At 71.9% G+C, this 23,502-nt stretch carries 23 protein-coding genes; 9 read left to right on the top strand and 14 right to left on the bottom strand.

Going from position 1 to position 23,502, the window contains the following annotated elements:
* Positions 1–14 precede the first annotated feature (14 nt).
* Positions 15–2,678, top strand: coding sequence for a rifamycin-inactivating phosphotransferase (gene rph, locus HTZ77_RS40635; RefSeq protein ID WP_175595114.1), 2,664 nt, complete (start codon positions 15–17; stop codon positions 2,676–2,678).
* Between the two features lie 111 nt (positions 2,679–2,789).
* On the opposite strand, the gene HTZ77_RS40640 is transcribed toward rph, so the two are convergent.
* Complete coding sequence (locus tag HTZ77_RS40640) at positions 2,790–3,704, bottom strand: hypothetical protein (RefSeq protein WP_175595115.1); 915 nt, start codon at positions 3,702–3,704, stop codon at positions 2,790–2,792.
* An 18-nt stretch (positions 3,705–3,722) separates the two neighbouring features.
* On the bottom strand, positions 3,723–4,067 hold the full coding sequence (locus HTZ77_RS40645) for a hypothetical protein (RefSeq protein WP_175595116.1): 345 nt from the start codon (positions 4,065–4,067) through the stop codon (positions 3,723–3,725).
* Positions 4,068–4,747: 680 nt separating this feature from the next.
* On the opposite strand from HTZ77_RS40645, the gene HTZ77_RS40650 reads away from it, so the two are divergent.
* Positions 4,748–5,695 carry a DNA polymerase domain-containing protein gene (locus tag HTZ77_RS40650; RefSeq protein WP_175595117.1) on the top strand — a complete coding sequence of 316 codons (948 nt, stop codon included), beginning with the start codon at positions 4,748–4,750 and terminating at the stop codon, positions 5,693–5,695.
* A gap of 58 nt (positions 5,696–5,753) precedes the next feature.
* Here HTZ77_RS40650 and HTZ77_RS40655 read toward each other — a convergent pair whose 3' ends face one another.
* The 6 genes from HTZ77_RS40655 to HTZ77_RS40680 form a co-directional block, all read right to left on the bottom strand.
* Positions 5,754–6,893 carry a hypothetical protein gene (locus HTZ77_RS40655; protein WP_175595118.1) on the bottom strand — a complete coding sequence of 380 codons (1,140 nt, stop codon included), beginning with the start codon at positions 6,891–6,893 and terminating at the stop codon, positions 5,754–5,756.
* Positions 6,894–7,055: 162 nt separating this feature from the next.
* On the bottom strand, positions 7,056–8,288 hold the full coding sequence (locus tag HTZ77_RS40660) for an RNA polymerase sigma factor (protein ID WP_175595119.1): 1,233 nt from the start codon (positions 8,286–8,288) through the stop codon (positions 7,056–7,058).
* Positions 8,285–8,608 (bottom strand): YciI family protein, encoded by a 324-nt coding sequence (locus tag HTZ77_RS40665; RefSeq protein ID WP_175595120.1) that lies wholly within the window; start codon positions 8,606–8,608, stop codon positions 8,285–8,287. Before HTZ77_RS40665 ends, HTZ77_RS40660 begins: the two co-directional genes overlap by 4 nt.
* A 52-nt stretch (positions 8,609–8,660) precedes the next feature.
* Positions 8,661–9,281, bottom strand: a complete 621-nt coding sequence (locus tag HTZ77_RS40670; protein ID WP_175595121.1) for a dihydrofolate reductase family protein — start codon at positions 9,279–9,281, stop codon at positions 8,661–8,663.
* A gap of 142 nt (positions 9,282–9,423) precedes the next feature.
* Positions 9,424–9,828 carry a hypothetical protein gene (locus tag HTZ77_RS40675; RefSeq protein WP_175595122.1) on the bottom strand — a complete coding sequence of 135 codons (405 nt, stop codon included), beginning with the start codon at positions 9,826–9,828 and terminating at the stop codon, positions 9,424–9,426.
* 157 nt (positions 9,829–9,985) lie between these two features.
* Positions 9,986–10,894 carry a hypothetical protein gene (locus HTZ77_RS40680; RefSeq protein WP_175595123.1) on the bottom strand — a complete coding sequence of 303 codons (909 nt, stop codon included), beginning with the start codon at positions 10,892–10,894 and terminating at the stop codon, positions 9,986–9,988.
* A gap of 236 nt (positions 10,895–11,130) precedes the next feature.
* On the opposite strand from HTZ77_RS40680, the gene HTZ77_RS40685 reads away from it, so the two are divergent.
* Positions 11,131–11,526 carry a hypothetical protein gene (locus HTZ77_RS40685; protein WP_175595124.1) on the top strand — a complete coding sequence of 132 codons (396 nt, stop codon included), beginning with the start codon at positions 11,131–11,133 and terminating at the stop codon, positions 11,524–11,526.
* A 6-nt stretch (positions 11,527–11,532) separates the two neighbouring features.
* Here the strand turns inward: HTZ77_RS40685 and HTZ77_RS40690 are convergent, their stop codons facing one another.
* Entirely contained in the window at positions 11,533–13,332 is a 1,800-nt protein-coding gene (locus HTZ77_RS40690; protein WP_175595125.1) for an alkyl/aryl-sulfatase, read from the bottom strand.
* A 148-nt stretch (positions 13,333–13,480) separates the two neighbouring features.
* On the opposite strand from HTZ77_RS40690, the gene HTZ77_RS40695 reads away from it, so the two are divergent.
* Entirely contained in the window at positions 13,481–14,110 is a 630-nt protein-coding gene (locus HTZ77_RS40695; protein ID WP_175595126.1) for an HAD family hydrolase, read from the top strand.
* 106 nt (positions 14,111–14,216) lie between these two features.
* Here HTZ77_RS40695 and HTZ77_RS40700 read toward each other — a convergent pair whose 3' ends face one another.
* On the bottom strand, positions 14,217–14,819 hold the full coding sequence (locus HTZ77_RS40700) for a TetR/AcrR family transcriptional regulator (protein ID WP_175595127.1): 603 nt from the start codon (positions 14,817–14,819) through the stop codon (positions 14,217–14,219).
* 103 nt (positions 14,820–14,922) lie between these two features.
* Here HTZ77_RS40700 and HTZ77_RS40705 point away from each other — a divergent pair, with 103 nt between their 5' ends.
* From HTZ77_RS40705 to HTZ77_RS40715, 3 genes are all read left to right on the top strand, one after another.
* Complete coding sequence (locus tag HTZ77_RS40705; RefSeq protein ID WP_175595128.1) at positions 14,923–15,873, top strand: NAD-dependent epimerase/dehydratase family protein; 951 nt, start codon at positions 14,923–14,925, stop codon at positions 15,871–15,873.
* Between the two features lie 111 nt (positions 15,874–15,984).
* Positions 15,985–16,488 (top strand): GNAT family N-acetyltransferase, encoded by a 504-nt coding sequence (locus HTZ77_RS40710; RefSeq protein ID WP_175595129.1) that lies wholly within the window; start codon positions 15,985–15,987, stop codon positions 16,486–16,488.
* Between the two features lie 73 nt (positions 16,489–16,561).
* Positions 16,562–17,497 (top strand): ribose-phosphate diphosphokinase, encoded by a 936-nt coding sequence (locus HTZ77_RS40715; RefSeq protein ID WP_175595130.1) that lies wholly within the window; start codon positions 16,562–16,564, stop codon positions 17,495–17,497.
* A gap of 27 nt (positions 17,498–17,524) precedes the next feature.
* Here HTZ77_RS40715 and add read toward each other — a convergent pair whose 3' ends face one another.
* Complete coding sequence (add, locus tag HTZ77_RS40720; protein ID WP_175595131.1) at positions 17,525–18,499, bottom strand: adenosine deaminase; 975 nt, start codon at positions 18,497–18,499, stop codon at positions 17,525–17,527.
* Complete coding sequence (locus HTZ77_RS40725) at positions 18,496–19,470, bottom strand: nucleoside hydrolase (protein WP_175595132.1); 975 nt, start codon at positions 19,468–19,470, stop codon at positions 18,496–18,498. The genes add and HTZ77_RS40725 overlap by 4 nt, the downstream gene beginning before the upstream one ends.
* A gap of 78 nt (positions 19,471–19,548) precedes the next feature.
* Between HTZ77_RS40725 and HTZ77_RS40730 the strand changes: the two genes are divergently transcribed.
* Entirely contained in the window at positions 19,549–20,547 is a 999-nt protein-coding gene (locus tag HTZ77_RS40730) for a LacI family DNA-binding transcriptional regulator (protein WP_175595133.1), read from the top strand.
* 24 nt (positions 20,548–20,571) lie between these two features.
* Here HTZ77_RS40730 and HTZ77_RS40735 read toward each other — a convergent pair whose 3' ends face one another.
* The gene (locus HTZ77_RS40735; RefSeq protein WP_175595134.1) at positions 20,572–21,996 is read right to left on the bottom strand and encodes a wax ester/triacylglycerol synthase family O-acyltransferase; all 1,425 of its coding nucleotides are present in this window, start codon (positions 21,994–21,996) and stop codon (positions 20,572–20,574) included.
* Between the two features lie 163 nt (positions 21,997–22,159).
* Between HTZ77_RS40735 and HTZ77_RS40740 the strand changes: the two genes are divergently transcribed.
* A complete protein-coding gene (locus HTZ77_RS40740) occupies positions 22,160–22,939 on the top strand; it encodes an SDR family NAD(P)-dependent oxidoreductase (RefSeq protein ID WP_175595135.1) in 780 nt (259 codons plus the stop codon).
* A 12-nt stretch (positions 22,940–22,951) separates the two neighbouring features.
* Here HTZ77_RS40740 and HTZ77_RS40745 read toward each other — a convergent pair whose 3' ends face one another.
* Entirely contained in the window at positions 22,952–23,320 is a 369-nt protein-coding gene (locus tag HTZ77_RS40745) for a hypothetical protein (RefSeq protein WP_328809062.1), read from the bottom strand.
* Positions 23,321–23,502 lie beyond the last annotated feature (182 nt).

A 23,502-nucleotide genomic window follows, 5' to 3' on the forward strand; every position in this document is an offset into this window, starting at 1 on the left:
AGATGGGATCTGCCATGAGTGCCTATGTACTCGGTTTCCACGAGATCGACCGGACCGCACTCCCCCGGGTCGGCGGCAAGGGGGCGAACCTCGGCGAGCTGTCCTCGATCGAGGGCGTCCACGTACCCGGCGGGTTCTGCGTCACCACCGAGGCGTACCGGGCGGTGGTGGAGAGCGACCCGGCCGTCAGCGGCCTGATCGACGACCTCGCGGGCCTGCGGGCCGACGACCGCGCCGGCATCGCCCGGGCGGCCGGGCGGCTGCGCGGCACGGTCAGGGCCCTGCCCGTGCCGGAGGAGATCGAGAAGGACGTCACCCGCCGCCTCGCGGACCTCACCGCCGAGGCCGGGACCGGCGGCGACGTGGCCTGCGCCGTGCGCTCCAGCGCCACCGCCGAGGATCTGCCGTCCAGCTCGTTCGCCGGCCAGCAGGACACCTACCTGAACGTCCGCGGCGAGCGGGCCGTCGTGGACGCCGTACGGAGCTGCTGGGCCTCGCTGTTCACCGACCGGGCCGTCGCCTACCGCGTCCAGAACGGCTTCGACCACCGGGCGGTGCGGGCCTCGGTCGTCGTGCAGCGCATGGTCTTCCCCGACGCGGCGGGCATCATGTTCACCGCCGACCCGGTCAGCTCCAACCGCCGGGTGGTCTCGATCGACGCCGGGTTCGGCCTCGGCGAGGCGTTCGTCTCCGGGCTCGTGGACGCCGACAACTACCGGGTGCGCGACGGCCGGATCATCGGCAGGCGCATCGCCACCCAGAGCATGGAGCTGCGCGCCTCCGCCGACGGCGGCACGGAGGAGCGGCCCGTCGAGGAGGCCCGCTGCCAGGCCCAGACGCTGGACGACGCGCGGATCCTGCGGCTCGAACGCCTCGGCAGGCTGATCGAGGCGCACTTCGGCCGCCCCCAGGACATCGAGTGGGCGCTGTCGGACGGCGAGTTCCACGTGCTGCAGAGCCGCCCCATCACCACGCTCTACCCCGTGCCCGAGGCGGACGACGACCGCAACCACGTCTACATCTCCTACGGGCACCGGCAGATGATGACCGACGCGTTCGCCCCGCTCGGCCTGTCGATGTTCGAGCTGTTCCACCAGAAGCTCGGCCGCACCGCCGGGACCGTGGCCGGCGACCGGTTCTACAAGGACCTGTCGCCCGAGCTGTCGTCGCCCTTCACCCGGGCCGCCACGCTCAAGAGCCTGGGCCAGGTGGACGTGCTGATGGCCGCCGCCCTGCGCACCGTGCTGGCCAGGAAGGACTTCGTCAAGGACCTGGCCGGGGGGAAGACCTCGCTGACGGACGTCGGCCCGGGCGGCCCGCTGCCCCTGGCCCGCCAGTACCTCAAGCTCTCCCGCGAGGACGACCCCCGCGTCGTCCCCGACCTGATCGCCAAGACCGAGGCGACGGTCGAGGAGCTGCGCCGGGGGATCGCGGGCATGTCGGGTGACGCGCTGTTCGCGTACATCGAGAAGGACCACGACGTCATCGCCGACCTCACCTTCGACCCGCGCAGCGTGGCGGCGGCGCTCATCGGCATCCAGTCGGTGAACTGGGTCAACAAGCACATCGAGGAGTGGCTGGGCGTCAAGAACGCGGCCGACCCCGTCTCGCAGTCCGCCGACCACAACGTGGTGGCCGCGATGGGCCTCGACCTGCTCGCGGTCTCCGACGTGGTCCGCGAGCACCCGGAGGTGGTCGCGTACCTGGAGACGGCCGAGCGCGACACGTTCCTCGCCGGGCTGGCCGGGGTCGAGGGCGGCGAGGCGGTCCGCCGCTCCCTGGAGGACTACCTGCGCGCGTACGGCATGCACGGCCAGGGCGACATCGACATCACCCGGACGCGGTGGAGCGAGGACCCCACGCTGCTCGTCCCGCTGATCCTGTCCAACGTCCGCACCCTGGCCCCCGGCGAGCGCGAGCGCAAGGCGGAGCGGGGCCGCGCCGAGGCCGAGCGGACGATGAACGACCTGCTGGAGCGGATCAGGAAGCTGCCCGGAGGCGCCCGCAAGGCCGCGAAGGCGGCCCGCAGGATGAGCCTGATCCGGCACTTCATCGGCTACCGCGAGTACTCCAAGCACGCCCTGCTCCAGCGTTACGAGCTGTACAAGCGGGCGCTGCTCGCCGAGGCCGGGCGGCTGGTCCTCCAGGGCGTGATCAAGGAGCCCGAGGACGTGTACTTCCTGTCCTTCGAGGAGCTGCGGCAGGTGGTCGGCACCGGACGGCTCGACTACACCGTCATCACCGAGCGGCGCGAGGCGCACGAGACGTACCGGAGGATGACGCCGCCCCGCGTCATCACCTCCGAGGGCGAGGTGATCGACGGCGAGTACGACACCGGGAAGCTGCCCGAGGGCGCGCTGGCCGGCATCGCGGTGTCGTCCGGTGTCGTCGAGGGCCGGGCCCGGGTCGTGCTCGACATGGCGGACGCCGAGGTCGAGGAGGGCGACATCCTCGTCACGGTCTTCACCGACCCGAGCTGGTCGCCGCTGTTCGTGTCGGTGAAGGGGGTGGTCATGGAGGTCGGCGGGGTGATGACGCACGGCGCCGTGGTCGCCCGGGAGTACGGCCTGCCGTCCGTCGTGGGCGTCGAGGGCGCGACGCGGCGCATCCGCGACGGGCAGCGCATCCGCGTCAACGGCTCCGAGGGATATGTGCAGGTGTTGCCTGACGAGGCGTGAGGCGGGCAGGGTGGAGCGCGTGAGCAGCGATGAGACGCGCGACGGGACGTGACCAGGCACAGCCGTCGATAGGGGGTGGAATCGACTGCGCGAATGTCGCTCGGTTCGCTGTCAGTCGATCTTCGTCGGCGGATCACGGTCGATGATGCGAGCCCAGTCGACATGGCGGCTGTCAAGCATCTTCATATGGACCTTGCTCCGCGCTTCAGAGATGTAGCCGTAAACCAATCCTTGCTGGGACCACCGTCTCAGCTCAGAGAGACTGAGTCGGAATCTGCGGAGCAGGCGATCATCGTCGGGCTCGAGTCGGGACACCCAATAACGGAACTCTTCGAGCTGGTCACCTTCGATCTCGCCACCCGCCCCCATCAGTTCCCTGACCTCATCGCTCCAGTCCCATCCAATGGGCTTGACGTTGTGTCGCAGGAAATTTCCCGCATTCGACTCGGTACCGAAAGGGCTGAAAAACACCACATCCGCCGCCGCCAGCCGGCCATCGTTGGAGTTTCTTTCGACCAGCTCCCTGTAAGTGTCCCACGGAATGCCTTCCTTGAAGCCGACCACCAGCCCATAATGGGCATCAGGATGCTCCTTCAGCAGTCCCCGCACTGCCTTGATCGGAGTCTCATGAAAGGTGGCAGGATTAGAGATGATGCTCGAAAGGTACGTCTCCTTCACCCTGGGGCCGACCAGGGATCCGTTCAGCTCCAGTTCCACGCTCGCATTCTTGTAAAGCCACGCCTTTCGTGCGTCATATCCAAGAGGCTGGAGAGAGAAGCTCATCTTTCTGCTCTTGTCCATCAGACCCAAGCTGGCTCGGCAGGCACTGGGCGAATAATCCCCCACTTCGTGAATATTGTAAGCAGGATTGGTCACCTTGACCGATCCGATCACCGCGAACTTGGTATGGTCGAAGTCGCTGTCACAGCTCCATGGCCCCGGCCACAGGATCCAAGAGAGGCAGGCAGCCGCAAGAGTCAGTGTGAACAGTATCGCCAATTTAGGTCGAGCTCCACGTTCGAGCACTTATAGTCTCCTCAGACGTCATGCGCCCAGCAAAATCGAACTATCAACAGGCGCCAAACATGAGTGACCCTCCGAGCTTCCATCGGAACGGTCATTCTTGGTCTCCACGCTCCTCTTGACCTTGGCTTCACGGCCCGGCTGCTTGTCCGTGGTGGTGGCCGCGGCGCCGTCCCACATCCGGGGCGCCGGCGCGGACAAGGCAGTCTTGCCCTTGGTGTTCTTCAGCGCCAGTCCGCCGCCCTTGGCCATGGAGAGCGTCAACCCGTCGGCCTGCACGGGCAGACGGAACTCCACTGGCACGACCTGGCCCCATCTGCCATCGGGCTGCTTGAGCTGCACCGGCCGCCCGCAGCGGTACGTCATGATCCTGGGGCTTGGAAAGGTCGTCATCGACGGCGGAGCGGGCGTTGCGGCTGGAGCCGGCTCAAGGCGGCGAGGTGGGGTACCGCCAAACCTCGCCGCGCTGACCAATTTGTTCACTGACACCTCTGTCTGCTGAGGGGTAAATAGCAAACAAGCTGTACCTCTGGCCAAGATCGCAGAGCAATATGATATGAATCACCATAAAATGGACATGAATCGGCGTAACAGCCTGGAGCTCCAGAACGATGACGGCAGTCAGATGCAGCGATCTCGAATTGTCGTGAAACGCCGGGCCGGCAGTTGTGTCAACGACGGCCGAATTGTGGATCTGGCACAGGCTCCCCGAAGGGCTCCCTGAATCGGCACGTTTGCGTAGCAGGTGGGCGCCGGCTAATTCATGCATTCTGCCGCTTGAGCATCTTTCGCGGCTGGCATGTCCCCCAGCGGGCCGGGGCTGTAGGGGCAGACTCGCACAGGCTGCGGTGGATCACGACGCAGACCCGTGACAGAGAGCACAGCTCGGCCGGTTCGTCAGCCGGCTGCGGGCCATCGCCCGCGAGAGCCTGCTGGTGGTCCAGGACGTCGTCACGGTCGTCGAGACGCTCGTCGCCGAGGCCGCCATCGCCGTCTGCCGCTGAGATCGTTGACCCGACCGGCGCGTACCGGGCATCGTGGGGCGGATGAGCGGCGATGAGACGCGCGACGGCGTGACGCTGACCAACCTGGACCAGCCCCTGTTCGACGGGGCCGGCGCGACCAAACGCGACCTCGTCGACTACCTGGACGCCGTACGCACCCGCATCCTCCCGGCCCTACGCGGGCGCGCGCTGTCGGTGCTGCGCGTACGGCCGGGCCAGCAGCCGTTCATGCAGAAGAATCTGCCCACGTACGCCCCCTCCTGGATCAGGACCGTCTCGGTCTGGGCCGAGGCCTCGCGCCGGCAGGTGTCGTACGCGCTCTGCGACGACCGGCGCACGCTGCTCTGGTTCGCCAACCAGCGGGCCGTCGAGTACCACCCGGCGCTGGGCCCCGCCGGCGGTGACGCCACCCATCTGGTGCTCGACCTCGACCCGCCGGAGGGCGGCGCGTTCGACCTCGCCGTGCGGGCGGCCCTGCTCGTCCGGCGGGCGCTCGCCGACGCGGGCCTGGCGGGCGCGGTCAAGACGAGCGGCGCCAAGGGGGCGCACGTGTTCGTGCCCGTGGAGGCGGGCGTCCCGGTGGAGGACCTGGCGGCGGCGACCCGCGCCCTCGGCGCCCGCGCCGCGCGCCTCGACCCCGGCCTCGCCACGACGGCGTTCATCCGGGAGGACCGCCAGGGCAAGGTGTTCATCGACTCGACCCGGGCGGGCGGGGCGACGGTGGTGGCGGCCTACAGCCCGCGGGTCCAGCCGGGCGTGCCGGTGTCGTTCCCCGTGGCCTGGGACGACCTCGGCGCGGTGAGCCCGGGTGACTTCACCGTGCACACCGTGCCGGCGCTGCTGGACGGCCGCGACCCGTGGGCGGAGCTGATGCCGCCGCCGCAGCGGCTGCCCGCCGACCTGGTCGAGGAGGGGCACACGATCCCGGTGGCGCGGGTGCAGGCGATGCACGCGGGCAAGCGCCGGGCCCGCGCCCGCCGCGGCGAGTAGCTTTCCGCGGCGGACGCGGCGTGTAGCTTTTAGCGGCGGGCGCGGCCCGCTGCGGGCCTTACTGGATCCGCTCGAACGGGGTCGGGGTCTGGCCGGTCCAGCGGTGGAGCTGGGCGACGCCGGTCTGCTTGGTCACGCCGCCCTCCGTGATCTTGCCGTCCTTGGCCAGGTAGAAGCGGCCGTCGTCGAGGGAGACCAGGCCGTACTGACCGCCCGACTCCCAGCCCCGGACGCCGGTCGCGTCGTGGTGCAGGCCCTGGTCGAGCAGCGGCAGCAGGGTGCCGCTCTCCGGCTTCGGCTGTCCCTCGATCGGCCCCTCGACCGGGCGGGCGGAGCCGTCCACGACGAACAGCGAGTAGTTCGGGAACTGCGGCTTGACGCCCTTGTAGACGGCCATCAGCCAGTTGCCCGAGCGCTTGTCGTACTCCAGGTTCTGCACGCCGTAGGTGGTGTTGCCGGTGCGGACGAAGTACTTGCCGGCCGCCTGGTCCGGACCGGCCGTGTGCGGCTGGGACTGGGTCAGCGGGCGCTCGTACGTGCGCCAGTCGCGGATGTCGTACTGCAACAGCACCTGGTGGTCGTTGTCGGTGCGCGTGGTGTTGGCGTAGACGCCGTAGGCGACGGTCAGCTTCTGCTGCCCGCCGCGCCGGCCGAACTCGGGGCCGAAGGCGACGCCGTCGATGCCGCTGCAGCCGTAGCGGTGGTCGGGGGTGTTGGCGACGTTGCCGTCGAAGACGCCGTCGCCGTTCATGTCGGCGGCGTAGTCGTCCACCACGTCCTTGAGGTAGACGGCGGTCACCACGTCGGACCCCTCGGCGTTCATGTCGAGGCTGGTGATCCGGTCGACGTCGAAGATGGCGATGTAGAACGCCTTCGCGTCCTTGTACTCCAGGGAGCCGTAGACGCGGCCGTCCTTCTCGTTGAAGTCGAGGTCGCCCAGGTGGCCGGTGAACCCGGTGACCGAGCCCACCGGGTTGCCCTGCAGGTCGGTCTTGACGAGGAGGTTGGTGAAGGAGAAGTACATGTACCCCTTCTTCCGGTCCAGGGCCATGCCCTGCACGTGGCCCGACGGCCAGGCGCCGCCGTTCACCTCCGCCGGGAACCGCGCCGGTCCCGCCTCCGCCGGCGCCGCCAGGGCGGGGCCGGAGCCGAGGGCGGTGGTGAGAGCTGCCGTGAGCAGTACGTGTGCGACCCGCATGTTCTTCCGTGTGCCTTCCGAGGGGGAAAAGTACTCCGGAAGATCCTTACAGACCGTGTCCGGCGCGTCCATGGACGGCGGTCAAACGCCGCGCGACGCGCGCCGGAACGATTCGGCCCCGGGCCACCACCGGATCTCCCGGGCGGGACGCATCTGTGGGCGCTACCGCAGTTGGTCGCGGCGGCGGGTCAGGTAGGCGGTCTCGGCGGTGTTGCCCGCCAGGTCGATGGCCCGGTCGTAGGCCGCGCGCGACTCCTGACCGCGGCCCAGCCGGCGCAGCAGGTCGGCGCGGGTGGCGTGGTAGGCGTGATAGCCGGCCAGCCTGGGTTCGAGACGGTCGACGGCCGCCAGTGCCACCTCCGGGCCGTCGAGCTCGGCGACCGCGATGGCCCGGTTGAGGGCGATGATCGGCGAGGGGTCGAGGCGTACGAGCTGGTCGTAGAGGGCGAGGACCTGCGACCAGTCGGTGTCGCGCATGTCGCGGGCGGAGGTGTGCACGGCGTTGATCGCCGCGAGAATCTGGTAGCGACCCGGAGCCACCCCGGCGGCGAGGCGCTCGCGCACCAGCCGGTGCCCCTCGGCGATCAGCGCCGCGTCCCAGGCCCCGCGGTCCTGCTCGTCGAGAGCGACCAGTTCGCCGCCGGCCGAGACCCGGGCGGCGCGGCGGGCCTCGGTGAGGAGCATCAGCGCCAGCAGCCCGGCCACCTCACCGTCATCCGGCAGGAGGGCACGGATCAGGCGGGTGAGCCGGATCGCCTCGGCGGTCAGCTCGTGACGTACGGGATCGGTGTCGGGGCCGGTGGCCAGGTAGCCCTCGTTGAAGACGAGATAGAGGACGGCGAGGACGCCGCGGACGCGCGCCGGGAGATCCTCCGCCGACGGCACCCGATAGGGGATGCGCGCCGCCTTGATCTTGGCCTTCGCACGGGTGATCCGCTGCCCCATGGCGCTCTCGGCCACCAGGAAGGCGCGGGCGATCTCGGGCATGGTCAGGCCGGCGACCATGCGCAACGTCAGCGCCACGCGGGCCTCCATCGCCAGCGCCGGGTGGCAGCAGGTGAAGATCAGCCGGAGCCGGTCGTCGTCGATGGCGCCGGCAGGCTCGGGCGGGGCGTCGTCGTGGACCATCTGAGCCTCCTTGTGCTTGTCGTCGCGCTTGTTCTCGCGCCGGAGCCGGTCGATGGCCTTGTGGTTGGCGGTGGTGGTCAGCCAGGCGCCCGGATTGGGGGGTACGCCGTCGGCCGGCCACCGCTCGACGGCGGTCGCGAACGCCTCGGCCGCCGCCTCCTCGGCGATGTCGAGGTCACCGAAGCGCCTGGTCAGGGAGGCGACCACGCGTGCCCACTCCTCACGGTGCGCCCGGGTGATCACCTCACGGACGTCGATCCCGTTCACAGGAACGGCCGCACCTCGACTTTCCGGTTGCAGGCCCTCGACCCCTCGGCGGCGAGCTTGAGCGCCACGTCGAGGTCGGCGGCCTTGATGATCCAGAAGCCGATCAGGTACTCCTTGGACTCCAGGAAGGGCCCGTCGGTGACCATCGCCTCCCCACCCCGGTTGTCGATGACGGTGGCCGCGTCGGGCGAGGCGAGGCCGCCGGCGAAGACCCAGTGGCCCTCGGCCTGGAGCCGGTCGTTGAACACGTCGATCGCGGCGTCCTCCTCCGGGGTGGCGAGGCCGGGCCGGTCGTGGATCACGGAAACCAGATACCGCATCTGAAGATCATCTCCTGTGGCGTCGGACAGTGGGGCATACCGGTCAGGGACTTCAGGGCCTCGCGTACTGCGGGCGCCCGGCCGGCCGGTAGACCTGGATCGTCACGCCCTTGGAGTCGACTCGCGACTCGACCAGGTCGAGGGCGAGATCCGGGCCCGCGTCCGGGAACAGCCGCGCCCCCTGGCCGAGAATGACAGGAACGACGATCAGCGTCATCTCGTCGACCAGATCGTTCTCCAGCAGCCACCGGGTCAGGGTGCCGCTGCCGTGCACCTGCAGCTCACCCCCCGGCTCGGCCTTCAGGTCCGCGACGGCGGTCGCGAGGTCGTCGGGCAGGACGGTGGTGCCCGACCACGCCGGACCGGCGAGCGTGGTCGACGCCACGTACTTGGGCCGCGTGTTCAACGCCCGCACGACGGGCTCCCAGCCCGGGGCGTCCTGGACCGTCATGGACCCCCACGAGCCGGCGAACAGCTCGTAGGTCCGCCGGCCGAACAGGAACGCGTCGGCGCGCTGGTAGGTCTGGTTGATGAACGCGCGGGTCTCGTCGTCCCCCCTGCCCAGGGCCCATCCGCCGCGCTCGAACCCGTTCCTGCGGTCCTCGTCCGACGCGCCGCCGTTTCCCTGCATCACGCCGTCGAGGGTGACCTGAGTGATGGTCGTCAGCTTCATGATCGGGGTTCCTTCGCCTTGGCGCCGCTCCCTTGCGGGCGGCCTCACCCCTGCTACGAACGCCACCGTCCCGATCCGACACCGCCTCCCCGGATTTCTTGGCGAATTTTCCGGGACCCCCGAAAAGCAGCGGCTTGGTTCGCTACCTCACCCAGATCCACGTCCACATGCCCCGCTGACGGTGGTGGTCCACCGGACACCACAGCAGGTAACGGCCCTTCTTCAGGGCCACGGTGAGCGATGTCCTCCCCCCGGGCGGCATGACCGCGGAGGTGCTGCGGACTCCGGGCCCGGCGACCGACAGCGCGTGCCGGTGCCAGCCCACGTTCTTGATCCTGAAGTTGACGGTGCCCGCCCTGAAGCCATGCCTCGGGAGCGCGATGAAGAAGCTCCCCTCCCTCACCGGGACGGCAACTGTGCCGCTGGTACCGGCGGGGACTTGAGGCGTCGCCATCGCGGCGGGAGCGCCGACCGTCAGCGTCAGCGCGGCGGAGGCCAGCACCGCCGCCAGACGGGTCATCGGCGCGGAACGAACTGAAGTGAACATGATCGTCACTCCTTCATCGCTGTCCTACTGATGTCGGCCATGGCGAAGGCCGCTTGCACGCCCTACATACGCGGCGGTCGTCCCACGAGAGCCTTTTGCGGTCCTACAGCGTTCGCCATTTCGGGCCGGGCATCGGCTGTTGACCGTCATGAAGACCTCAGCTGCCGTACTCCTCGGCGATCTTCGCATCGACGGCCTCCGCCTTGGGGGTGTAGACCCGATAGAAGTCCTTGCCGCATTCCAGGTCGTCCAGGGCGGCCTTGACCTCCTTGGCCAGGTACGGCTTGGCCTGGGCGGGCGTGAGCCTGGCTCCGAACCTTCGCACGGGCTCGCCCTTCTTGGCGGGCGACGGCACGTCGGGAACGTCGTCGCGCTGCCCGCGGCCGATCGCGTCCTCCTGGTCGAGGAACGCGAGCCAGCCGCGTGCCGACAGTTGCGTCGGCCTGGTGCCGGAGACCTTGTATCCCTTGCCCGTCAGGCACGTGGCCATGCTCGTTGCCAGCCCGACCAGTTCGGCGTCACCGTCGAGTTCGCGCTCAGCCGCCTTGTCCGAGGCATCGGCGAGCTGCTCGAACAGGTCCGTGCCGGACGTCACCGTCTTGCCGAGGACCTGCTTGGCCGCGACGACGACGCAGGCGTTCAGGGCCTTGTAGTAGCTCCTGCGCTGGGCCGGGGAGAGCTTCGACGGGATGTCCCCGTTGGGGTCGGCCCCCGAGAGGTCGGGCATGTTCTCGGGGCCGTCCGCGGCCTTCGGGTAGACGTAGGACGAGAAGACCCCGAAGCCGTACTTCGCCCGCTGGGCCTTCAGCGCCTCATAGTCGCCGGCTTCACGCTTGCGCTGGTCTTCGGTGGCATCTTCCTTCGGCACGTAGGCGATGTACTTGAAGCCCTTCTGCTTCATGCAGTCCGCCTTGACCGATTCGAACTGGCGCCTCTTCTCCTGTGCCGTCGCGGCCGACTTCGCGGAAGGTGAAGCGCTCTTCCCGGCCGGCTCGGCGTCGCCCCCGCAGCCGCCGAGCACGGCTGTCACGGCCAGGGCCAAGGCCGTCTTTCTGAAGGTGTTCATGGTCGGTCTCCCGTGTTTCGACGTCATGCGCGCACGCGACCGCCGAGGCACCTGTACGGCTCGCGAGTGGATCTTCCTGGCGCGCCCGGCAACAATACTCCGTTTAATGAAGCATGACTACTCCTGGCGGCCTCCCACGCGGCGCCGAAGAAAGGACGCGACAAGGAGACGACACGGGACTCGCGGGGGGCCGGTGAGTGCCCGGGGGGCTCGCGACGGTTACCGTGGGTGAGCGTATGAGTCGATTCCTGTTCACAATGCGGCCGGGCGCGCTCCGCTGGGTGTCCCACGGCCTGTTCGGGCTGCTGCTGGTGTCCGCCCTGATCGCGACCGCCGGCGCCGGCGGCACGGCCGTGGCCGCCGGCGGCGCGCTGCTCGGCGGCCTGTACGTCGCCTGGACGCTCCTCGAGGCCGAGCTGGTCCCGGCGCGGCCCGGCCTGGCGCTGCTGTGCCTGCTCCCGGTCGTGCTGGCGTGGGCCGTGCTCGCGGCGGCCGCGCAGCCGTTCGTCTGGCTGGTCTTCCCGATCGCCCTGACCTGCGCGCGGGCGCTGCCTCCGTGGGCGGGGGCGTTCACCGCGAGCGTGCTGGCCTGCGCCTCGGCCATGCTGCTGATCAGCCACGCCGGCCTGTGAAGCCGGTCAGGGCGTGACCACCGGGAAGTCCGGCATGGCGTCGTCCAGGAGCGCCACCAGGCGGCGCAGCGCCCCGACGTCGCCCTCCCGCTCGACCCCCTCGGCCCCCTTGCCGCAGAACAGCGCGATGAGCTGCTGGCGGGTCAGCCGCAGCGTGAGGTCCACCGGCCCGTCCGGCGGGTCCTGCTGCTGGACGAGCGCGCCGTTCGACAGCGTCGTGCGGTGGCGCTCCCCCAGGTCGGTCAGGTGCCAGTCGATCGACAGGCTCTCGTTCCAGGCGCGCGGCCCGTGGAGCCGGATGGCGACCGAGTCGAAGATCCGTTCCACGGGGAGCGCCGCGACCAGGTCCGGGCACGGCGCGGCGGGCACCGCCGGCACGATCCCGTCGGCCAGCTCCAGCGCCCCCGTCAGGTAGACGTTGCGCCACGTGGCGTTCTCCGCCCCGCGCCCGAGCCGGGTGTACACCTCGGCGAGCAGGTCCCGCGCCTCCTTGTTGCCCTCGTCGGCGAAGACGGCGTGGTTGAGGAGCTGCGCCGCGAAGCGCAGGTCGCCCTGGCCGATGTAGCCGCGCGCGAACTCCACCACGGCGCCCCCTCCCCCCAGGCACTTGACGTACCGGATGGCGCTCTCGCGCGGCGGGTGCTCCCACAGGTGCGCCGGGTTGCCGTCGAACCAGCCGAGATAGCGCTGGTAGACGGCCCTGACCTGCTGGCTGAGCGCGCCGTGGTAGCCGCGCGCGTGCCACGCCTCCTCCAGTTCCGGCGGCAGCGGGAGCGTCTCGGCGATCTCGGACGCGGTGAGTCCCTTGTTCATCAGACGCACCGTCTGGTCGTGCAGGTACGTGTGCAGGTCCCGCTGCCGGGTCAGCAGCCGTACGACGTCGTCCGCGCCCCAGACGGGCCAGTGGTGGGAGGCGAGCGCGACATCGGCCCGGCCGGCGCACAACGTGATCGTCCCGGTGAGGCGGCGCGCCCACGCCCGGGGGTCACGGACCGCCGCCCCGTGCAGCGGCAGCAGGTCGTGCTGGTCGCGGGTGACGTTCTCGGCGAGGAAGAGGGCGCGGCGGCCGGGGAGGACGAACGTCATCTGCGCGGGATCACCCGGCCCCGCCACGAGCTGGAACTCCATCGTCACGCCGTCCACGACCTCCTCCTGGCCCGTGCGCGTGATGGCGATCGTGGGCGGGATCAGCGAGATCGCGCCCGTGGAGACGGCCAGCCCGAGGCCCGCGCCGATCTGGCCGAGCGGTGAGCGTTCGAGCGCCTGGCCGTAGGTGTAGACCGAGCGGCGCGTCACGGCGGCGCGGGCGTGGACGCGCTCCGAGACCGCGTGCTCCATGAACCCGGCCGGCGCGAGGATCGGCACGCCGCCGCCGGTGACGCCGCGCACGCCGCCGAAGTGGTCCACGTGGGAGTGCATGTGGACGACGCCCGTGACGGGCCGGTCGCCCCGGTGCGCCCGGTACAGGCCGAGCGCCGCCGCCGCGCACTCGACCGAGCCGAGCGGGTCGATCACCACGACGCCGGTGTCGCCCTCGACGAGGGTCATGTTCGACAGGTCGAGCCCGCGCACCTGGTAGACGCCGTCGGTCACCTCGTACAGCCCCTGGCGGGCGCAGCGCCGGCCCTCGCGCCAGAGGCCGGGATGCGCGGTGCCGGGGCACTCCTCCTGGAGGAAGGCGTAGGAGTCGCCGTCCCAGACGACCCGGCCGTCGGCGTTCCTGATCACCGCGGGGTCGAGCCGCGCGACGAACCCGCGGTCAGGGTCGTCGTGGTGGGTGTGATCGTGGAGTGGAAGGTTGGACATGCTCCCCTGCATGCCCGTCATCCGGTACGGACACGGTCAACGGAGTCTGGCAATACGGACAAACCCCTACCGGCAGCGAGGGCGCGTGGCGCGATGTGATTGGCTGGAGGGCGACTGATCGCCTGGGGGGTTCGCGGTGGAAGCGTGCGTGTTCGACCTCGACGGCGTGCTCGTCGACTCCGAACCGGTATGGGAGGAGGTGCGCCGGGCGTACGTCGCCGACCACGGCGGCACCTGGCGTCCGGAGACGCAGTCCCGGCTCATGGGCATGAGCACCCAGGAGTGGGCCGCGTACCTGCACGAGCTCGGCGTCCCCCTGCCGCCGGAGGAGATCGCCCGGCAGGTGGTGGACGCCATGGCCGCGCGCTACCGCGAGTCCATCCCGTTCATGCCCGCGGCGCGGGAGGCCGTCCGCCGGCTGGCCGAGCGCCACACCCTCGGGCTGGCCAGCTCCTCGCCCCGCAGGCTGATCGACGTCGTCCTGGACGCCGCCGGCCTGAACGACTGCTTCGCCGCCACGGTCTCCACCGAGGAAGTGCCCCGAGGCAAGCCCGCGCCGGACGGATACCTGGAGGCGGCCTCGCGCCTCGGCGTCGATCCGCGCGCCTGCGTGGCCGTGGAGGACTCCAGCAACGGCCTGCGCTCGGCGCACGCGGCCGGGATGCGGGTCATCGCGGTGCCGCACCCGCGCTACCCGCCCGCGCCCGACGCCCTCGAACTCGCCTGGCTCATCATCCACGACCTGAGCAAGCTCACCCCGGAGACCTTCCCATCCTGACCGGGTCTCCGTCCTACGGCGGGACGGCCCGCCCCGCACCCCCTCGCTGACCGCCTCCGCCGGCCGGCTGCCGGAACGCACGCCCTGGCGGCGTCGGACGTCGACGTCACGGCGCCGCGGTGCGGTGGCCGCGGAAGGAAGCCTCCAGGGCGATGCGCCAGTGGCGGTCGGCCTGATCGCGGTCGCCCAGGGCGCCCCGCAGTTCCAGGCTCGCCAGCCCGTGCACCAGGGCGTTGAGGTGGACCGCGACATCGTAGGGGGCGGAGGGGGCGAACCGCCCCGCGTCGATGCAGCGCGCGACGGCGCCGACCAGGGTGTCGAACGTCCCCTGGATCTGTGCCAGAGCGGCCTCGTCGGGCTGGAAGTCTGCGATGGGCCGCCCGAACATCAGCTCGTACAGGTGAGGGTTGGCCAGAGCGGCGGCCCGATAGGCGTATCCGAGGGCCATGAGGTCGGCCTCCGGGTCGCCGTCGCGCGGCACGGCGGCGAACTCCTGGGCGAGCCGGGCGAACCCTGCCAGGAACATCGCGCGCAGCAGGCCGGCCTTGTCGCCGAAGAGGTTGTACACGGCCGTCGTGGAGGTGCCGACCTCCTGGGCCACTCGTCTGGTGCTCAGCGCCTGCAGGCCTTCCTGGGCGAGCAGTCGCCCGGCGGCGTCCATGAGGTCTCGGCGCAGTTCGTCGTAATCGCGTGTGCGAGGGCGGGCCATTTGACAAGCATACAATAACGATGTTTCATAACAGTATTACGAAACAGCTTCTCCGCTGTGGCCGGCCATGCGGCCCCAGGGAGAACCACTTCAGGAGGCCCCTGTGCCCGCTGCAACAGACCTGCACGTCGTTCTCGGCGCCGGAGGCGCCGTCGGCAGCTCCGTGGTCCGTGAGCTCGCCTCCCGGGGACACCGCGTCCGCGCGGTCAACCGCAGCGGCCGCGTCCCGGCACTGCCCGGCGTCGAGGCCCGCAAGGGGGACATCACCACGGCCGCCGGCGCCAAGGCCGCCTGTGACGGTGCCCAGGTCGTCTACCACTGCGCCGCTCCCGCCTACGACCGGTGGGTGCAGGAGTTCCCCGGGATGACCGACGCGGTGCGCCAGGGCGCGGCGGCCTCGGGCGCCAAACTGGTTTTCGCCGACAACCTGTACATGTACGGCCCCGTCAGCGGGCCCATGACCGAGGACATGCCCTACGCCGCCGAGAACCCCAAGGGCCGCGTCCGCGCCGAGATGGCTCAGGCACTGCTGGCGGCACACCGCTCCGGCGAACTGCGCGTCGCCATCGGCAGAGCCTCCGACTACTACGGCCCCGGCGGCGTCAACACCAGCGTCGGTGCGACGGTGTTCGCCGCCGCGCTGGGCGGGAAGACCGCCCGCTGGGTCGGCGCCCTCGACCAGCCCCACTCGCTCAGCTATCTGCCCGACATCGCCAGGGGGCTCGTGACCCTCGGCGAGGACGCGCGGGCCGACGGCCAGGCGTGGCACCTTCCGGCGGCGGAGCCCGTGACCGGCAGGCAGTTCCTCGACCTGGTGTTCGCCGAACTGGGCCGTCCCGGCAGAATGGGAACCCTCGGACGCCCCATGCAGCGCGTCCTCGGACTGGTGAATCCCACCGTCCGCGAACTCGGCGAGACCTGGTACCAGCGCGATCGCCCCTTCGTGAGCGACACCTCGATGTTCACGCGCACCTTCGGCCCGCTCGCCGTGACGCCGCATTCCGACGCCGTCGCCGCGACGCTCGACTGGTACCGCGCCAACCCCAGGCCGTAGTGAGATCATGGCCGCATGCGGGTCGTCGCGGTCCCGCACCCGCGTCACCCTCCCGCCCCCGAAGCCGCCGAAGCCCGCGAAGCCTCCGGAGACCCAGGAGACCCAGGAGCAATGACCCGTCCCCCGGCTCTGGTCCGTCCCAGGACCGACGACGACCTCCCCGCGTGCGTGCGGGCGCTGGCCGAGGTGCACGCCGCCGACCGCTACCCGGTGGACTGGCCCGGCGACCCCGCCGGCTGGCTCACGCCCGACGACCTCGCCCAGGCGTGGGTGGCCGTGGACGACGACGGGCGGACCGTGCTCGGCCACGTCGGGCTCACCCGCCCGGACCCGCACGTCACGCGGCTCGTCGGCGTCAGCGTCAGCGCGGTCGTGTCGCGCCTGTTCGTCGTCCCGCGCGCCCGCGGCCGGAGCGTCGCCGCGGGCCTGCTCGCCGCCGCCCGCGCCGCGCACCCCTCCGACGGTCCGCCTCTGACGCTGGAGGTCTCCAGCGAGGGCCGCGCCGCGATCGCCTTCTACGAACGGAACGGCTGGCGGCGCGTGAGCAGCAGCCGGGGCGACTGGCTGAACGCCGCCGGCGAGCCCGCCCTGCTCCACCACTACGTGAGCCCGTAGGAACGCGCTGCTCCGGCGCTACGCGAGCCCCTGGGGACGGCCATGCGAACCCTGGGGATATCCTCTGGAAATCGTGCGTGACATCACGGTTTTCAGCGGCTCCGCCCATCCGCAGCTCGCCGAGGAGATCTGCGCCCATCTCGGGACGCCGCTCCACCCGGTGGCGATCAACCGCTTCGCGAACGACGTGCTGGAGGTCCAGCTCCAGGCCAACTGCCGCGAACGGGACGTCTTCCTCATCCAGCCGCTCGTGCCGCCGGTGCAGGAGCACCTGGTCGAGCTGCTGCTGATGCTCGACGCCGCCCGCGGCGCCTCGGCCGCCCGCACCACCGTGGTCCTCCCGCACTACGCCTACGCGCGCAGCGACAAGAAGGACGCCCCCCGCATCTCGATCGGGGCGCGGCTCGTCGCCGACCTCATGGTGTCCGCCGGCGCCAGCAGGGTGCTCGCCATGACGCTCCACTCGCCGCAGGTCCACGGCTTCTTCAGCGTGCCCGTCGACCACCTGCACGCGCTGCGGGAGCTGGCGAACCACTTCCAGCAGTACGACCTGTCCAACACCGTCGTCGTCTCCCCCGACCTGGGCAACGCCAAGGAGGCCGCCGCCTTCGCCCGGCTGCTCGGCACCGGGGTCGCGATGGGCGCCAAGCAGCGCTTCAGCGACGACCGCGTGGTGATCAGCTCGGTCATCGGCGACGTCGCCGGCAAGGACGTGATCATCCTGGACGACGAGATCGCCAAGGGCAGCACGGTCATCGAGCTGCTCGACCGGCTCCGGGAGCGCGGCGTCAACTCGGTGCGCGTGGCCTGCACGCACGGCCTGTTCTCGGGCGGGGCGATCGAACGGCTGAGCGCGCTGCCCGAGGTCGAGGAGATCGTCTGCACCAACACCGTCCCGCCGCCCACGCCGAGCGACAAGCTCACGGTCCTGTCGATCGCGCCGGCCCTGGCCGAGGCCATGCGCCGCATCCACGACGGCGAGTCGGTGAGCGCCCTGTTCAGCACCTGACGCGCAGAGCGGATTCGGCGGAGTCGTTCACGGAGCCCGGTCGTGCGGCCGGGTGGCCGTGTCGGCGAACGCCGCGCCGGCCGCGTGTGCCTGCGCCTGCCGCTCCTGCCCGGCGGACCAGCCCAGGCGCGCGAACTCCCGGTCGAGGGTGGTCGCCGAGGTGGTGCGGGTGTCGGTGCTGACGGTGACCGCGAGCCCTTCGGCCAGGAGCCGGGTGGCGGGGTGCGCCTCCAGGCTGGGGACCGCCCCGGTCTGGACGTTGCTGGTCGGGCACATCTCCAGGGCGATCCCGTCGCGCCGCAGCCGCTCCAGCAGCGCGCCGTCGCCCGCGCATCGGACGCCGTGGCCGATCCGGCGCGCCCCGAGCACGTCGAGCGCCTCCCACACGGCGGCGGGTCCGGCGGCCTCGCCGGCGTGGACGGTGCACGGGAGTCCCGCCCGGTGGGCGAGGTCGAACGCGGGACGGTGCGGCTCGGCGCCGTGAAGCCGCTCGTCGCCGGCGAGGTCGAGCCCGGCCACCTGGTCGCGGTGCCGCAGCGCCGTCTCGGCCACGGCGAGGCTCTCGTCGGGCGTCTGGTGGCGCAGGCAGCACAGCAGCAGCCCGGTGCGCACGCCGGTGGCCCGCCGCCCCGCCGCGAGCCCGTCGGAGACCGCCCGGACCGCCTCGTCCATGCTCATGCCGCGGCGGGTGTGGAGCTGGGGCGCGAAGCGGGCCTCGCCGTACACCACGCCGTCGGCGCTCCAGTCCTCGACCAGCTCGCGGGCCACGCGGTGGAGGGCGTCGGGCGTCTGGAGCACCTGGAGCGGCACGTCGATGTAGGCGAGGAACCGGCTGAGGCTGCCGCAGCGGGGCGGCGCGGTGACCAGGCGCTCGACGGGGAGGTCCAGGGTGAGGCCCTGGGTGCGGGCCAGGTCGGCGACCGTGCCGGGGCGCACCGAGCCGTCGAGATGGCAGTGCAGCTCGTGACGCGGCGCGGGCACGGGGGTGGGGCGAGGGCTCATCGCGCTCCCTCCGATCGGGGGCCGGGCGGGACGGTACGGGCGCAGGTGTCGAAGAGCAGCCGCTTGAAGCCGCTCTCGCTGACCCGCCGGACCAGCGTCAGGTTGGGCGCCGGAGCCGAACGCCGGCGGTCGATGACGAGCTGACCGCGGGTCTCCTCGCCCAGGGCGACGTCCACGTACGCCTCCTCCCGCTCGACGACCAGGTCGGGGCGCAGCGCCACCGCCATGGCGACGGGGTCGGGCAGGTCGTACCCGGCCAGGCCGGTGACGTCGCGGGCCCAGTCGGCGACGGTCCGGTTGACGCGGTGGGCGAAGGTCGCCATGGGCGTGCCCAGCCGCTCCAGCCGGAGCTGGTCCTCGGGCGTCATGACGGCGTCCTTGCGGGAGACGTCCCAGCCGATCCAGGTCACCCTGTCCGGCGTGGCCGCCCCCAGGACGACCCGGGCGGCCTCGGGGTCGGCCCAGACGTTGAACTCGGCGGTGGGCGAGATGTTGCCGCGCAGGTCCGCGGCTCCGGCCATGCAGTACACGTGCCGGTACCGGCTGAGCAGGTCACGATCGCGGAGCAGGGCGGCGGCGACGTTGGTGAGGGGGCCCAGCGTGACCAGCGTCAGCGCGCCGGGCTCGCGGCGCGGGGCGGACAGCAGCACCTCGACCGCGTGCTCCCGCTCGGCGGCCCGCAGCGGGTCGGGCAGCCCGATGTCGCCCATCCCGTCCTGGCCGTGCACGTGCTGGGCGGTGGACGGCGTACGGGTCATCGGCCGGTCGCACCCGGGATGGACCGGGACGTCGCCGCGCCCGGCCGTCTCCAGCGAGACGAGCGCGTTGCGGGTGGCGGTCGCCACGGGCACGTTGCCCGCCACCGTGGTCACGGCGCGCACGTCACCGAGGTCGCCGGCGGCGGCCAGGAGCAGCGCCACCGCGTCGTCGGAGCCGGTGTCGGTGTCGATGACCAAAGGGATGCCCGGCATGCCCTTCTCCTCTCCGTCGGAGGTCTAATCGTTTAGACACTGCTATCTAAACGATTAGATGCGATGATGTAAACCGTCATGACGAAACGCGCGGACAAGCCGATCACGCTGGCCGACGTGGCCCGCCGGGCCGGGACCTCCACGGCGGTGGTGAGCTATGTGATCAACAACGGGCCCCGTCCGGTCGCCGCCGCGACCCGCGAGCGCGTCCTCGCCGCGGCGGCCGAGCTCGGCTACCGCCCCAACCGCATCGCCCGGGCGCTGCGCTCCCGCACCACGGGCGTGGTCGGGCTGGTGCTGGCCGACGCCTCCAACCCGTACTTCGGAGCCCTCGCCCGGCACGTCGAGCAGGCTCTGGAGAGGCGTGACCGGCTCACGCTGATCGGCAACGCCGGCTACTCGGCGGACCGCCAGCGCGACCTCGTCGACCGGTTCCTCGCCGCCCAGGTGGACGGGCTGGTGATCGTCTCCGCGGAGGGCGGCGACGACGTGACGGACCGGGCGGAGGCCGCGGGCGTGCCCGCCGTGTACGTCCACCACGGCCCGTCCGACGGGCGCGCCCGGGTCGTCGCGGCCGACAACCACGACGCCGTACGCGAGGCCGTCGCCCACCTGCGCGGCCACGGGCACCGGCACATCGCCTTCCTGGGCGGCGCGCACGACGCGGGTCCGGTGGCGGCGCGGCGGACGGCGTGGGAGGCGGCCGTCGCCGGCGACCCCTGGGCGGCCCTCCTGCGCTGCGACTACTCGCGCGCCGCCGCCGACTCCCTGACCCGCCGCCTCGCCGCCGACGACGCCCTGCCCCGCGCCCTGATCACCGCCACCGACGAGCAGGCCATCGGGGTGCTGTCGGGGGCGTGGGCGAGCGGGGTCGCCGTCCCCGGCCGGCTCGCCGTGATCAGCCTCGACGGCACCCCGGAGAGCGCCCACACCGCCCCGGCCCTGACGGTCACCCGGCAACCGCTGGAGGCCATGGCGGAGCAGGCGGTCGAGCTGCTGTCCGGCCGGGATTCCGGCGCGCCCGGCGTGCACGCGCCTCTGGTGATCAGGCGTAGCTGCGGATGCGATGAGGACTGACCTTCCTCACCGCGTCGAAGCCGTTCAGCCGCGCGTGCCGGCCGCCTCCGGGGTGCTCGCCCGGGTCTCCGCCCAGGCGCGGCGCATGCCGTCCGCCAGGACGTCCACGTCCGGGCAGGCCCGCCGGTCGGCGAGCACCGTCAGGCCGAGCCTCCCCCGGTACGACAGCGCCGCCACCGCGAGCGTCAGGTTGCCGGTGATGCCGGTGACCGGCACGGCGTCCACGACCTGCGCGCCGAGCAGGTAGAGGGGCCGTTCCGGGCCGCGGACGTCCGAGACCTGGAAGTTCATGGCCCGCTGTCGCCCCTCCAGGTCCAGGCCGAGTGCCGACAGGCCGCCCAGCAGCCCGTACATCACCGTGGACGTCTCCCGCGACAACGGCTGCGCGGCCTTGGCCGCGCGGGTCGCGGCGGCCACGAGGGCGAGCCGTCTCACCGGGTCGGACTCCCCGGCCGGCAGGCGGCAGTACAGGGCGCCGACCGCGTTGCCGAGGTCACGGGACCGTCCCGGATCCCGGATCGTCGCCGGGACCACGACGCTCAGCTCCAGGCCGTCCACGGGCTCGCCCCGGCCGAGCAGCAGGTCGCGCACCCCGCCCATGACCGTCGCGAGAACCACGTCGTTGACCGTGGCCCCGTGGGCGTGCGCCACCCGCCGGGCCTCGTCCAGGCCGAGCCGTACGACCCGCAGCAGGCGGCCCTGTCCGCCGGTGGACGCGTTGAGCGAGGTGCGGGGGGCGACGTTCACGGCCGACAGGACGCCGGCCGCTGCCGAGACCGTGCCGAGCAGCGTCCGGACGGAGCCGGCCGGATCGGCCAGGACCGACGCCGCCCGCGACAGGCGGTGACGCGCGTTGTCCAGGAACAGGTCCAGGGCGGAGGGCGGCGGCGCCGGACGCCAGGCCGGTACCGGCGGATCGGGGGCCTCGGGGTCGGCGTCGAGGAAGGCGGCGGCCAGCGCCACCGCGGCCAGGCCGTCCACGAGCGCGTGGTGCACCCGGAACAACAGCCCGACGCGCGCGACGCCGGGCTCGGCGGGGCCGTCCGTGAGGCCGGTCAGCAGCCAGAGGTCCCAGAGCGGGCGCGACCGGTCCAGCGGGTCGCGGAGCAGCCGCTCCGCCGTCTCCAGCAGCGCCGCCTCGTCCCCCGGCACCGCCACCCGGGCCGTCCGTACGTGGTGGCCGATCGCGAAGCCGGGGTCGTCCACCCACAGCGGCGGCCCGCACAGCGGCGGCGCGTACCGCAGCACCTGCCGTAACTCGGGCACCCGGACCAGCCGCCGCTCCAGCCGCTCCCGGATCGCGCCGAGCGCGAGGTCGCCGTGCCCGTCCAGCAGCGGGCCCGCCTCCACCACGCACAGCCCGGCGACGTGCTGCGGCGCCGACGGCCGCTCCAGACGCAGCATCGCCAGGTCCACCACCGACAGCCTGCGGCATCCGGCTCCGTCCACGACCCACCTCCAGGTTCGGCGCGCATCCCGGCCACGGCGGCCCCGCCTCGGGCGTCCCGCGTGAGTCCCACGATGGCGGCCGGGTCGCCGTCGCGGCAGGGCCGAAGGTCCCCACCTCGGCCCCGGCGCCCGCTCCGGCCGGCGCCCCTGGCATGCTGGCGGGATGCTCGACACGGGACTCGCCGATCAGGTCGTGCTGGTCACCGGGGCCGGACGCGGCATCGGGGCGGCCATGGCCCGCGCCTTCGCGCGGGAGGGCGCCCGGGTGGCCGTCCACGGGTTCGCCGGCGCCGCCCCGCCCCCGGGCGTCACGTGGGAGCACGTCACCCCGCCGCCGGACGAGGCCGAGGCGCTGGCGGCCGAGCTGGGCGGCGGCGCCGTCGCCGTGCGCGCCGACCTCATGGAGCCGGACGCCGCCACACGCCTGTTCGACGAGGTGGAGAGCCGGCTCGGGCCCGTGGACGTCCTCGTGAACAACGCCGCCCACTGCGAGAGCCCCGACACGTTCGAGACCGTGACGGCCGCCGGGCTGGGGCGCGCCTACCAGGTGAACGCGGTCGCGCCCGCCCTGCTCATCGCCGAGCTGGCGCGCCGCCGGCCGCCCGGCCGTTCGCCCTGCGTGGTGAACGTCTCCACCGACGCGGCCCGCGCGTTCCCCGGGCAGGTGGGGTACGGCACGTCGAAGGCGGCGCTGGAGGCGCTGACCCGGGCGGCGGCGCTCGACCTGGCCGCCGCCGGCATCAGGGTCAACGCGGTGGCGCCGGGACCGGTGCAGACGGGCTGGATGGACGCCGCCATGGAGGAGCAGGTCCGGTCGCTCGTGCCGCTGGGACGGGCGGGCGAGCCGGACGACATCGCCGACGCGGTGGTGTTCCTGGCCTCGCGGCAGGCCCGGTGGATCACCGGCCAGGTGCTCCAGGTGGCCGGCGGCCATGCCCTCTGAGCCCTCCAGGCGTCAGGAAGGGCTGGACACGACATACATGCGGCGGCCCGAAGGGACCCGGCTGAGCTGGAGGACGCTCAGGCCGAACAGGAGCACGCCCAGCGGGACGTGGACCGTCTTCACGTGCGCGATGCCCAGCGCCACCTGTGCCGACGTGAGCACGAACATCACGGCCGCGTACAGGATGGGCCGGGGCGAGCCGCCGCCCGGCCGCCACATCAGGATCGCGACGATCAGGTGCACCAGCGTCACGATGAACACGGTGTACGCCGAGGCGCTGTGCAGGGTGTGCCCGCTGGGCGTGGACAACAGCAGTCCGGCGGTGACCGGCGCGGCGAAGAGGGCCAGGGTCTGCAGGATGATCGCGACACGCAAGAACACGAGTGACTCCTTGGACGGGTGGGAGAGGGTGCGGACCCCGATGACGAGGCCGTACGCCCGCGCCTGGATCGGCGTCTCGCACTCTGACGACGCAACCGCCGGGAGTGTGAGGCGACGTGACCGACCTCACACTCCGGCGCGCCGTCTTGTCGTCCCGGTGAGGGCAGCCGTACCGAGGGAGC

This window comes from Nonomuraea montanisoli (genome assembly GCF_013363975.1).
GTDB lineage: Bacteria > Actinomycetota > Actinomycetes > Streptosporangiales > Streptosporangiaceae > Nonomuraea > Nonomuraea montanisoli.

Excerpts from the sequence above, each read along its gene's own strand:
- HTZ77_RS40680 (WP_175595123.1), bottom strand. The coding sequence starts at position 10,894 with ATGAACACCTTCAGAAAGACGGCCTTGGCCCTGGCCGTGACAGCCGTG.
- HTZ77_RS40685 (WP_175595124.1), top strand. The coding sequence starts at position 11,131 with ATGAGTCGATTCCTGTTCACAATGCGGCCGGGCGCGCTCCGCTGGGTG.
- rph (WP_175595114.1), top strand. The coding sequence starts at position 15 with ATGAGTGCCTATGTACTCGGTTTCCACGAGATCGACCGGACCGCACTC.
- HTZ77_RS40700 (WP_175595127.1), bottom strand. The coding sequence starts at position 14,819 with ATGGCCCGCCCTCGCACACGCGATTACGACGAACTGCGCCGAGACCTC.
- HTZ77_RS40645 (WP_175595116.1), bottom strand. The coding sequence starts at position 4,067 with ATGACGTACCGCTGCGGGCGGCCGGTGCAGCTCAAGCAGCCCGATGGC.
- HTZ77_RS40670 (WP_175595121.1), bottom strand. The coding sequence starts at position 9,281 with ATGAAGCTGACGACCATCACTCAGGTCACCCTCGACGGCGTGATGCAG.
- HTZ77_RS40675 (WP_175595122.1), bottom strand. The coding sequence starts at position 9,828 with ATGTTCACTTCAGTTCGTTCCGCGCCGATGACCCGTCTGGCGGCGGTG.
- HTZ77_RS40730 (WP_175595133.1), top strand. The coding sequence starts at position 19,549 with ATGACGAAACGCGCGGACAAGCCGATCACGCTGGCCGACGTGGCCCGC.
- HTZ77_RS40690 (WP_175595125.1), bottom strand. The coding sequence starts at position 13,332 with ATGTCCAACCTTCCACTCCACGATCACACCCACCACGACGACCCTGAC.
- add (WP_175595131.1), bottom strand. The coding sequence starts at position 18,499 with ATGAGCCCTCGCCCCACCCCCGTGCCCGCGCCGCGTCACGAGCTGCAC.
- HTZ77_RS40650 (WP_175595117.1), top strand. The coding sequence starts at position 4,748 with ATGAGCGGCGATGAGACGCGCGACGGCGTGACGCTGACCAACCTGGAC.
- HTZ77_RS40655 (WP_175595118.1), bottom strand. The coding sequence starts at position 6,893 with ATGCGGGTCGCACACGTACTGCTCACGGCAGCTCTCACCACCGCCCTC.
- HTZ77_RS40665 (WP_175595120.1), bottom strand. The coding sequence starts at position 8,608 with ATGCGGTATCTGGTTTCCGTGATCCACGACCGGCCCGGCCTCGCCACC.
- HTZ77_RS40740 (WP_175595135.1), top strand. The coding sequence starts at position 22,160 with ATGCTCGACACGGGACTCGCCGATCAGGTCGTGCTGGTCACCGGGGCC.
- HTZ77_RS40710 (WP_175595129.1), top strand. The coding sequence starts at position 15,985 with ATGACCCGTCCCCCGGCTCTGGTCCGTCCCAGGACCGACGACGACCTC.
- HTZ77_RS40725 (WP_175595132.1), bottom strand. The coding sequence starts at position 19,470 with ATGCCGGGCATCCCTTTGGTCATCGACACCGACACCGGCTCCGACGAC.